This is a genomic window from Streptomyces sp. NPDC088400, from assembly GCF_044753355.1.
GTDB lineage: Bacteria > Actinomycetota > Actinomycetes > Streptomycetales > Streptomycetaceae > Streptomyces.
On the sequence record NZ_JBIVMZ010000022.1, the window covers coordinates 85,197 to 92,990 of the forward strand.

Genomic DNA, 7,794 nt, shown 5'->3' on the forward strand with positions numbered 1-7,794 from the left:
TACGCATTGTGATTCAGTATTCAAGACTGTTCGATGGGACCCTGCTTTCGGGGCAGCGCCCAGCGACCCAATCTGCTCGAGAGGTCAGCTATGCCTGGGCAGCTTGGTTTCCTGAGCGCGTTTGCTGATGGAGTTCTGTCGCTGCTACCCACTGGTATCCGAGGGCCCTGATGCGCTGCCCTGCTGTGTGGACGCTGGCCGTGCAGCGGTAGCGCTGCTCAGAGCGTTGAAGTACGCCGATCCGGGAAGAAGTCAGGAACTCGATGGCTTCCACGACCGTGCCCTCGTGGACGCGGTACCCACGAGTCCGAAGCTCGCGTCGGATCGACGTGAGATCGAGCCAGCCCCCCTCCTCCAATGGGTCCTCTGCTTCGGCATTCAAGATGTCGACCAGGGCGTACTCGAGTCGGCTGCGCATGCCCTGGGCCTCCCAGTACCCGCGCATGGCGTCGCCTCGCTGAGCTGCCTTCAGGGCTGGGTCAATCAGGGGCGCCAGTTGAGCCAGGGTGAGCGGCGTCTGCTCCTGGCGACGGACGACTTCGGCCAGCAGCCCGGTATCGATCACGGCAATGGCGGGATCGTCGTCGGCTTCCTTGAGCATGCGACGTTCGAAGCCCGGCCCGATGAGGAGGTGAATGTGTGCCCCGACCTCCGCTCGATGTTCCGACAACCCGAACAACGGCTGGTCCCTGACCGGACCAGTGGCCGAAGTCTTCGCCTCGATGGCCAGGATCCGCGAGTCCGTACCGACACCGAATCGCACGTGGCCGTCCACCGCTCCGGGGCCGCCCACGTGCTGGCCCGGCATACCTAGGTAGCCCAGCGCGACGACGGCGGCCTTCTCCAAGCGCTTGGGGTTCGCGCTGTCCCGTGCGGCATCCTCCAGCACCGCCGCGATGTGCGAACCCGGGGAAACGGATTGGTGAGTGGTGCCGGAAGGGCTGTCGCCGTGGTGGTTTTCGGTGGTTCCGTCGGACGGAGCGCGACCCGCGGCGTCGTTCGGCTGGAAGCTGGGCAGCGACTCCTTGAACGCTCGCCCAAGAGCCGTCGTACGGTAAGTGGTCTGCGAGAGCCGGGTGACGAGCCCACAGGCATCCAGCAGGTTCAGACGGGTATTGACCGCGCTGCGGGACAGAGGTTTCCCGCGGTTGGGAAGGTAAAGTGAACTGCGTTCCGTAAGCGTGCCGGTCGTGGGTCGAACCGTCTGGTCAAGTTCTCCCAGCACCTCACCGAAAAATGCGATCGTGGAATGAACAGTGCGTGCAAGGTCCAGCGGTTCGCCCGACTCGACCCAAGCAAGGGCAGCTGGCGTGGCGGTCCAGCTCTCGGATGACGTCCGCTGAATCAGCCCGAGTGCTTTGAGGGTGTCCTTGGCCGTTCGTGCCGTGGCCGCAGTTTGGGCCTTGGGGAAGGTGCTCTGTACGAATCGCACGAAGTCCGCGTCACTGACCGACGGAATGGCCGCCTCGGTTAGCATCTGCAGTGCATCCAGCGTCCCGCCGCTAGCAGCGGCTCCCGGAATATAGAGATTCGCGCCGTCTGCCCTCTCCTTGAGGCCGGCTTCGTCGAGCTGTTCGACAAGCCCGGCGATGGCTCCGGGTGTGGGGGCGAGCTGTACGACGGTGTTGGTCTCGTCGGGATCGGGCCCTCCCAGCGCGATGGTCGCCAAGACGCGCCGGCCCGCTGCTGTCAGGTGGACTTTGCGGTCGAAGAGTTCGACCATTCCCGTGACAGCGAGCCACCCCGTGCGATCACGCACAGGGGCCGGGGTCTCCCACCGCAGAGCAAACTGTTCGCGGGCCAGCTCCAGGAGCTGCTCATATGTACGAGGCCCCGAGGATAGGGCGTCCATGGCTTCACCCACGAACCTGACGTTGCAGTGGAGCGCTTGCACGAGTACGGCAGGGTTGCCACTTTGCTGCCAAGCGACGGCAGCGGCACTGGGCATAACCGTCGCCCCTTCGCGAGAGAGCAGTCCGGCGCGGACGAGCCGCTGAAGCTGGTGCCGGTTCAGTCCACCGGTCCGAGGCAGTGACACCTGATCGCTTGAGGCTGGCTCTCTGTTGGCGGACAGCTCCTTGATCAGCGCGTGAAGTGTGATGAGCCAGGTCGACCTTGAGCCTGGCAGCACTGGCATACCTGTTGATCGTTCCGCCCACGCCCGGGGGCGTATGAGGTTCCCCATGGCTATGCACGCTACGTTCATCATGGCGGCGATGGAGCAATCTTTGGAGAAATTTCTGACGGGAATCGCAGGAGTCATTGTGTGCATCGAGTCGACCCTGGCTTCTCGGGCTGAACACTGCTCATCGGGTGATCGGGTGATCGCAAGGCCCGTGCGGGTGAGCAGGAGAGCATGCTTTCTGTCTCCGTCCTCGGTCGGCTTCCCATGTGCCGCCCGGCATTCAACCTGACGCACCCGAGGGAATTTATGGAACGCGAGTGGCACGGTGACCCAGGAAGGTCTAGACAACAAAGAAGCCCCGGGCCGGCCCGGGGCTTTCCATGGAGCGGGTGACGAGAGTCGAACTCGCGCTCTGGGTTTGGGAATCACCCGGTATTGCGGAGGCTTGCCCACCTCTGAACTGCGGGAAACGAGCCGCTGGGGGCGTGCCGCAGTGGCCTCGTCCCGGGGCTCTGCTGACCGCCGTCTGCTGTCCTGACCGGCACGTAGTGGCACGCCCACGCCGGGTGGTCGGCTGAGACGAGGGTGGTCGGCCGGGGGCTGAGCAGGACCGGCCGCGCCCTGCCCGGTGCGATGCCTGCCGCCCTGCGGCGGCGGGCGGTCAGCTCTGTGCGGTGTTGTCGCCCGTCTGCTCGGCGCCCTCGGCTGCGCCTGTCTTCTCGCGCATCTTGCGTACCAGCTCTGCCTTCTGATCGGCGGCACCCTTGCGGTCGAGGTTGCGGTGCGGGCCGTTGTTCTGCCGTTCGGCGCGGGACAGCCTCTTGCGCTGGCCGCCACCCATGCCCACGGGGTTGTTGATGTTCTTGCTCACGGTCATGGGTTCTCCCGGAATGATGTGAAGTGATCTACGGATTCATCGGTGGGGACGGGCGTGGCGACGTCGAGGGGCGTCACCAGGGTCCCGTCACGCTCTCACTCGTAAATCGGCGTCTGGAAGAACATGACAAAGACGTTACCCGGTTCCGCCGACCCCGCTCGCCAAGCCTTTCGCCGCCCCGTGCGACGGAAACGGGAAGAACGCACGCAGGGCCGGCTGCGGGTACAGGGCCTCGGCCCGTTCGGTGTCGCCCGGCCTGATCACCGGTGAGCGTGGTCAGGCGGGCTGATCGCGCCGAACTGTGAGCGGGCACGCGGCGGGTACGGCGACCCGTAAGAGGTTGAGACAACAAGAGAGCCCCGGCCCGCTGGCCTGGGGCTTTTCTGTGGAGCGGGTGACGAGAATCGAACTCGCGCTCTGAGCTTGGGAATCCACGGCGCCTAAGAACTCCACGCGTACCTGACCAGGGGTTATTTGAGCGATGAGCTGTGCTGGAGTCGGCTGGATTGACCGCTTCTGACCTTGGTGGACCGCACTGAAGGGCTGGGATGGGGCTGGGCCTGGATCGGTTCGGGGACACCCGCACCGGTAGCCAGGCATGAGCACCTACGTCGGCGGCCCATCGCATCCGTCCCGTGAGGCGGGCCGAGAGCTCGCGTAAGGACCGGCGGTCAGCAGTACGCCGACATGGCGGATCTGAAGCAGTTCAGTGAACCGGCCGGTCTCGCCTACACCGAGGAGGTCACGCTCGACTTCGAATCGGTGACCGGGATGCCGCCGATTGCCGTGCCGGTCGGCCAGTACGTCGAGGTCCTCCGCGGCGCCTTCGCGCCCTTCTTGGCCACCCACCACGTCATCAGCGGCCATGTCATCGACCTCGACGGCGACATCGCGAAGATCCACACACACATCCGTGCCGAGTACTGGCTCCCGGAGGAGGCCGCCGACGACGGGCCCAATCGCCGGCTGGTGGTCGGCTTCTACGACAATGAGGCGGTACGTACGGCCGACGGCTGGCGGCTCACTCGCGTAAAGCTCATCTCGAAGTACCGGGAGAACGCGCAACTTGCCGCTGCGGGGCAGGCGGGCCAGCGACAACCCCGGCGCTCGGAAAGCCGCCGTGCCTGGTGGAGGCCCCTGACCCCCGTTGCCGACCACGCCCACCAGGCCCTGCCTGCCGTGACTGCACCACCGGATCGGCGCGGTGCCTCGGAGCCGGTCGTCGTACCCGACGACGGCCGCCCTCTGGAACCGAGGAGCTCGGCGGGCGCTTCGCAGCGTGCCGAGTGACACTCCTCCCTGTACCGCACAGACCTCCGCGCATGGCCTTGGGGCTACTTGGTCGCGTCCGGAGGCAGGAAGCCGTGCTCGGACAGGTCGAACCAGTTTCCCTCCGGGTCGATCGCCCGGTACTCAGCAAACGGCCGGTTGCCGCCGCGCAACATGGGCCGAGCGACGCCATGCCCCGTCATCCGGTCCGCGACGCGGGCGACATTCGGCACCTCGAACCCGAAGTGGTTGAACCCGGCCGGTACATCCCCGTCCAGACGCTGCTGGATGAGCGCCAGGTTGATGTAGCCGTCGGTCATGAACCGACTGCCGTCGGGGTCCTGGTGAAACTCCTCCATCTGGAGTGTCCCGTGATAGAAGGCGGCGGCAGCGGCGGCGTCCTGGACGACGAGGGCTACATGCCTGAGGCGGGGCCGGTTCACTTCTGTTCCTCCCGGGGAGCTGTGACGGTCATGTTGTGGAAGGCGATGATGCGGTGGCCTGACCCGTCACCGGCCACCACCGCCTGCGCGTGCGTGGTGGGTCCGTCCGGCTCGATCGTGGTCACCGCATGGACCAGCGTCAGTTCACCACCGACCGGACGCACCAGCCGGATGTCGGGGATCAGCCGGGTGTTCCTGAGGGGACCGGCGAAGAGACGGGCGTGCCCGGCCACCACCGCAGCGCGCCCCCGCAGTTCCTCTCCGCGCACAGTCACGAATTCGACGTCCTCGTCGAAGACCGCGCCGAACGCCTCGGCGTCACCGCGTCGCCACCCGTCGGCCATCGCCCGCCACAGGGCGCGTACACCGTCCATGTCGTCGTCAGCCATTGTCGCCTCCGCCTTCCGGCAGGGCGCTCTCCACCAGCCGGTGCACACGCAGCGCCAGTTGCCGGCACTCCGCGTCCCACGCCGACAGGGCGTAACCGTGCGCCCCATGTCGACGCTCCACATAACAGACGGCGTTGACCGGCCAGCCGCTACTGCGAAACACGTATCGGTCCATCTCGGTGGGGCACTCGTCCAGCGTTTGAGTACGGGCCTGTGCGGGGCCGAGCCGGTGCCAGTCGGGGTGCATGTGGACCGAACCCAAGACATCCAAGCCCCGGCGGTCTGCATCGCGCGTGATGCGGAGCAGGTCCGCCGGGTCCAGCCACCACGCGCGGACCGCGTTCTCGTAGGCCGCTCCGAAGCGCGGCACGATCGTTGTTGCGAATTCCTGGCGCGCGCTCGGGTCGGTGGTGCGGACGTTGCGCCCGAACGCCACGTCGTGTACCAGCCAGTCACCATCCGCCGCCGTTCCCAGCAACACGGCGAAACACGGCACCGGATCGTTCTCGGTGATGTTCGCGTATTCGCGTACGGCCGCCGTGAGAAAGCGGTGCAGCGCGGGCTCGGAGAATAGTACGGAGGAATTCTCCGGTAAGCGTGCGATTTTGTCACTCGTGGTCCTGGTATGCGTCAGCATGGCACTCGCCTTAAACGGAAAACGGCTCTTCGAAGGTTGGTCTCCGACCGTGCCACCCGACGCGGAGGCGCGGCAACAGACAGATGGCCGGGTAGGCGCCCGAAGGGCCGCAATTATCGACCACTGTCCCGTTTCGGAGCCCTATCGCATTCGGCGATAACACTTCTGTCCCCGCAGTCCGCGACCGCCGTACGATCCAGCCATGCGTCTGGAGATACGACATCTGGATCTGGTTCTCGCCATCGCCGAGGCGGGCAGCCTGCGACGTGCTGCCGCCCGCCTGCACCTCTCCCAGCCCGCGGTGTCGGCGCAACTCAAACGCATCGAACAGCACGTGGGAGGCGAACTCTTTGTCCGCCTCCCGGACGGTGTGGTGCCTACCCTCGCGGGCACCCTCTTCGTCCGCGACGGCGCCCGCATCCGGACGGACCTGGAGGAGCTGACCCGCACGGTCCGCCGCGCCCTCCACGCCGACGCGGCAACGCCGGTGCGTGTCGGCGGAGTGCCTGCGCAGCAGTTCAGCCTGCTGATCAGGGCGCTCGCTGTCCTGCTGCCCGAACGCGGCACGACCAGCCGTACGGTGCGGCGCACCGACACCGTCACCGGGCTGCTCGCCTCCGGTGAGCTCGACGTGGCGGTGCTGCGCAGGTTTCCCGGCACATCCGTGACGCTGCCGCCCGGAATCGCGTACCGGGTCCTGCTCACGGAGCCCATCTTCGTCGGGGTGTCCCTGGACCACCGCCTGTCCGGCGCCCGGCGGATCGCCCTGAACGACCTGGCGGACGACGTCTGGGTGATGCCGCACCCGGACGACAGCGGCATGAACGGCTACGTGGCCGATACCTGCCGACGTACGGGGTTCGAGCAGCGCGTCGGGCACATCACCGACGAGGCGCACATCGCCTTCGCGCTGACCGCGGCCGGTGACGCGGTATGCGTGCTCTACCCGCTGGGCAAGGCGCGCGAGTCGCTGGCCACTCTCACCCTGGCCGGTGACCCGCTGGTCCGCGACCTCGTGCTGGCCTGGCGCACCGATTCCCCGGTCGCCCCCGCCGTGGACGCGCTGTGCGCGCACATCTCGGAGGGTTACCTCGCCCTTGTTGAGGCCGACGACGTGTATGCACAATGGTGGCAACAAGGCGGGGCCGAACTGGCTGTGCCGTAGGAGGATTTCGGAGGAATTTCGGTGCCGGTCCGAGGGCTCAATCACGCGGTGCTGTGGGTGCGCGACGCGGACGCCAGCACCCGTTTCTACACAGAAACCCTCGGACTCCAGGTGGTCGCCGAATCCGGAGACGCCCCTCGGAAGGCAATTTTTCTCCGGGCACCGGAATCCGACAATGACCACGATCTCGGCCTGTTCGGCATCGGCGCACAGGCCGAAGAGACGAAGGCCGGGCGGGGCGAGACCGGCCTTTACCATATTGCCTGGGAGGTCCCGACACTTGGCGACCTGCGCATCGTCGCCGAGCGGTTGTCCAAACGCGGAGCCCTGGTCGGCGCCACCGACCACGGCACCACCAAGGGCGTCTACGCCAAAGACCCGGACGGCCTGGAGTTCGAGGTCTGCTGGGTGGTACCCCCGCACCTCGTCGACGGCGAGGCCCGCGCTCGACGTGGCGAACTTGACATCGATGCCGAGATCGTCCGCTACGGCGCCACCACACAAGGCGCCTGTGCCCGTACTGCCCCCCGCACGCCCATCCGACCGGGGTTCGCCTGACGGGCTGCCCCGGAGTCCTGCTCCACCGGAGCCGGGACGGAGGAGAAGGGAGTGGGCGCCCCGGACAGCCGCAGGGTCGGGGGCTGCCCGGCTGTCCACCCGCGGATACGTCCGTTCGTCTGCTCGGTGTCTGCCCGCAGCCGCTGATCGACACTCCGCCGGAATCGCCCGTCGCATCGGCAGCCCTGCTGACTGCGGGCCGACGCCCTCCTTGGCTCCCCCGATCTCGAAGGCGTCCCCCGTTATGTTTTTCGCGGTCCTGCAATGGGGCCGCTGGCCTCCGGGCCCGGTATGACTGTGTCCCCTCTGTCGAAGGCATGACCTGGGGGGT

General features: G+C 66.9%; 7 protein-coding genes and 1 pseudogene. 3 read left to right on the forward strand and 5 right to left on the reverse strand.

The genetic code is table 11. The annotated features are described in order from the left end of the window. Positions 1–88: 88 nt before the first annotated feature. Positions 89–1,723 (reverse strand): hypothetical protein, encoded by a 1,635-nt coding sequence (locus ACIQD6_RS34735; RefSeq protein ID WP_401890633.1) that lies wholly within the window; start codon positions 1,721–1,723, stop codon positions 89–91. A gap of 1,063 nt (positions 1,724–2,786) precedes the next feature. Then, positions 2,787–3,002, reverse strand: a complete 216-nt coding sequence (locus ACIQD6_RS34740) for a DUF6243 family protein (protein WP_401890635.1) — start codon at positions 3,000–3,002, stop codon at positions 2,787–2,789. Between the two features lie 672 nt (positions 3,003–3,674). Between ACIQD6_RS34740 and ACIQD6_RS34745 the strand changes: the two are divergent. Further along, positions 3,675–4,292, forward strand: a pseudogene (locus ACIQD6_RS34745) (nuclear transport factor 2 family protein); the annotation flags it as partial. A 44-nt stretch (positions 4,293–4,336) separates the two neighbouring features. Here the strand turns inward: ACIQD6_RS34745 and ACIQD6_RS34750 are convergent. The 3 genes from ACIQD6_RS34750 to ACIQD6_RS34760 are packed head-to-tail and all read right to left on the reverse strand — an operon-like array spanning position 4,337 to position 5,740. Then, positions 4,337–4,714 (reverse strand): VOC family protein, encoded by a 378-nt coding sequence (locus ACIQD6_RS34750; RefSeq protein ID WP_401890638.1) that lies wholly within the window; start codon positions 4,712–4,714, stop codon positions 4,337–4,339. Then, positions 4,711–5,103, reverse strand: a complete 393-nt coding sequence (locus ACIQD6_RS34755) for an SgcJ/EcaC family oxidoreductase (protein ID WP_401890641.1) — start codon at positions 5,101–5,103, stop codon at positions 4,711–4,713. The genes ACIQD6_RS34750 and ACIQD6_RS34755 overlap by 4 nt, the downstream gene beginning before the upstream one ends. After that, on the reverse strand, positions 5,096–5,740 hold the full coding sequence (locus tag ACIQD6_RS34760) for a hypothetical protein (RefSeq protein WP_401890643.1): 645 nt from the start codon (positions 5,738–5,740) through the stop codon (positions 5,096–5,098). The genes ACIQD6_RS34755 and ACIQD6_RS34760 overlap by 8 nt, the downstream gene beginning before the upstream one ends. 202 nt (positions 5,741–5,942) lie before the next feature. Between ACIQD6_RS34760 and ACIQD6_RS34765 the strand changes: the two genes are divergently transcribed. Both ACIQD6_RS34765 and ACIQD6_RS34770 read left to right on the forward strand, forming a co-directional pair. Next, the gene (locus ACIQD6_RS34765) at positions 5,943–6,905 is read left to right on the forward strand and encodes a LysR family transcriptional regulator (RefSeq protein WP_401890645.1); all 963 of its coding nucleotides are present in this window, start codon (positions 5,943–5,945) and stop codon (positions 6,903–6,905) included. A 21-nt stretch (positions 6,906–6,926) separates the two neighbouring features. Continuing rightward, on the forward strand, positions 6,927–7,463 hold the full coding sequence (locus ACIQD6_RS34770) for a VOC family protein (protein ID WP_401890648.1): 537 nt from the start codon (positions 6,927–6,929) through the stop codon (positions 7,461–7,463). Positions 7,464–7,794 lie beyond the last annotated feature (331 nt).